Annotated in this window: 2 protein-coding genes; one reads left to right on the plus strand and one right to left on the minus strand. The window is 61.0% G+C overall.

The window, feature by feature from the left end; translation table 11 throughout:
• Positions 1-181 (minus strand): hypothetical protein (locus tag QK296_RS28870; protein WP_282392343.1); only part of this gene is annotated, 181 nt, incomplete at its 3' end.
• A gap of 52 nt (positions 182-233) precedes the next feature.
• Between QK296_RS28870 and QK296_RS28875 the strand changes: the two genes are divergently transcribed.
• Entirely contained in the window at positions 234-2,648 is a 2,415-nt protein-coding gene (locus tag QK296_RS28875; RefSeq protein WP_192002831.1) for a TonB-dependent receptor, read from the plus strand.
• Positions 2,649-2,769 lie beyond the last annotated feature (121 nt).

Below are 2,769 nucleotides of genomic sequence, written 5' to 3' on the forward strand. Positions count from 1 at the left end.
AGATCAAAAGCAGATCAAGATCAAGAGCGGCTCGCTTCGCATCGTGGTTACCGTCTGCTCCTACAGCCCAGAAAGTGATGTAGATACCTATGCTGTGATAACGGTGGCACCCAGATGCCGTAAATAAAAAATAATTGCCAGCAGAGGTGAGGTAAATCGCCGGCCCATCCGTGTAGTGCATGAAACTGCGATCAATTCGCATTAACAGCGTTTTCTACACGGGTGCTCACAGCATGAAATCGACGGCGGGCGGTTGGGTCAAACAGTGGCTGGGAGCCTCGGTATTCACGGTGTCGGGGCTGGTCTTATTGCCCCTGGCCATGGCGCAGGCGCAGGAGCAGCAAAGTGCCCAGTTCAATTTTGCCCTGGCGGCCAAGCCGTTGCCCCAGGCGTTGAGCGATTTCAGCCGGGTTACCGGGATCAGTGTGATCTACACCGATGAAGCGCCCTACGGCCTCAACGCCCCGGCGGTCAGCGGGCAGATGAGCGCGACCCAGGCCCTGCAACGTCTGCTGGGCCGTTCCGGCTTCACCTTTCGCCAGATCGACGCCCGTACCCTGGCGCTGGAACCGGTGCCCACCGATGGCGCGGTCAACCTGGGCGCTACCACTATCAGCGGCATCGACCCCACCCAAGCCAGCACCAGCTACCAGCCACCGCCCACCAGTTCGGTGATGCGCTCCCATGGCCTGCTGCTGGAAACCCCGCAAACCGTAAATGTGGTGCCCGCCCAAGTATTGCGCGATCAACAGCCGCGTAACCTGGATGACGCCCTGGGCAATATCAGTGGTATTACCCAGTCCAACACCCTCGGCAGCACCCAGGACGCGGTGATGCTGCGTGGCTTTGGCGACAACCGTAATGGCTCGATCATGAAGGACGGCATGCCCGTGGTGCAGGGCCGGGCGTTGAACGCCACCGCTGATCGCGTCGAAGTGCTCAAGGGGCCGTCGTCGCTGTTGTACGGCATCCAGGACCCGGGTGGCGTGGTCAATATCGTCAGCAAAAAGCCCGAACTGGTGCAGTCCACGGCCCTGACCGCGCGCGGTTCAACCTTCGGCAGCGGCAAGAACGGCAGCGGCGGCAACCTCGACACCACCGGCCCCCTCGGTGACAGCGGCCTGGCCTATCGCCTGATCGTTGACCATGAAGACGAAGACTACTGGCGCAACTACGGTACCCACCGCGAGACGCTGGTGGCGCCGTCCCTGGCCTGGTACGGCGATACCACCCAGGTGGTTGTCGCCTATGAACACCGCGAGTTTCTCTCGCCCTTTGACCGTGGCACTGCCATCGACCCCAAGACCCGCCACCCGCTGAATATCCCCGCGACCCGCCGCCTGGATGAGCCGTTCAACAATATGGAAGGGCGCTCCGACCTGTATCGCCTGACCGTCGACCACGACCTGAATGACGACTGGAAAGCCCACTTCGGCTACAGCTGGAACCGCGAAACCTACGACGCCAGCCAGGTGCGGGTGGTCAAGGTCAACCCCAACGGCACCCTGACCCGCAGCATGGATGGCACCCAGGGCGCGCTGACCACCGACCGTTTCGCAACCGCGAGCCTTGAAGGCAAGCTGAATGTGGCGGGTATGCAACACGACCTGGTGTTCGGCCTGGACGACGAGTACCGCAAGATCTACCGCGCCGACCTGATCCGCCAGGCTCCGCGCGGTGTCTTCAATTACAACAACCCGGTGTACGGCAACGAAGTGGCGGGTTCCAACGTCAGCGCGCCGGACAGCAACCAGACTGACCTGCTGCGCAGCGACTCGCTGTTCTTCCAGGATGCGATTCATCTCAACGACCAGTGGATTCTGGTCGGTGGGGCGCGTTATCAAATGTACGATCAATACGCCGGCAAAGGCGTGCCGTTCACCGCCAACACCGATGGCAATGGCCAAAAATGGGTGCCTCGGGCCGGGCTGGTGTACCGCTACACCGATGAACTGTCGTTCTACGGCAGCTACACCGAGTCGTTCAAGCCCAACTCCACCATTGCGCCACTGGCCAACAAAACCGTGCTGGATGGCAGCCTCGACCCTGAAGAATCCAAGGCCTGGGAGCTGGGCACCAAGTTCGACCTGCCGGGGCGTATCACCGCCAGTGCGGCGTTGTTCAACATCGACAAACGCAACGTGCTGGTCCAGGTGGGCGAGGGGCTAACCTCGGTCTACAGCGTGGCGGGCAAGGTGCGCTCCCGTGGCCTGGAGCTGGATGCCAGCGGCCAGTTGACCGACAAGTGGAGCCTGATCGGCAGCTATGCCTACACCGATGCCGAGGTCACCGACGACCCGACGCTCAAAGGCAAGCGCCTGCAGAACGTGGCGAAAAACACCGGCTCGCTGTCGGCTGTGTATGATTTCGGCACTCTTCTGGGGGGCGATCAACTGCGGGTCGGCGCCGGTGCGCGCTATGTGGGCGAGCGCGCTGGGGATGCGGCCAACAGCTTTGAACTGCCGAGCTATACCGTGGCGGATGTATTTGCCAGCTACGACACGCAACTTGATGGGCAGAAGGTCAAGTTTCAGCTCAATGTGAAGAACCTGTTCGACCGCACCTATTACACCTCTTCGGTGAATACGCAGTTCGTGTCTATTGGTGATGCGCGGCAGGTGTCGGTTTCAAGCACGTTGACCTTCTGATTCCGGGTTGTTGGCATTCTTCTGTGGGCTGGCTTGCCTGCGATGGCCATAGGTTTCTACACATCTTTGGTGTGACGCTGGACCTGTGGCGAGGGAGCTTGCTCCCGTGACGGACTGACAG

This window comes from Pseudomonas sp. AL10 (assembly GCF_029960685.1).
Classification (GTDB): Bacteria; Pseudomonadota; Gammaproteobacteria; order Pseudomonadales; family Pseudomonadaceae; genus Aquipseudomonas; species Aquipseudomonas lactis.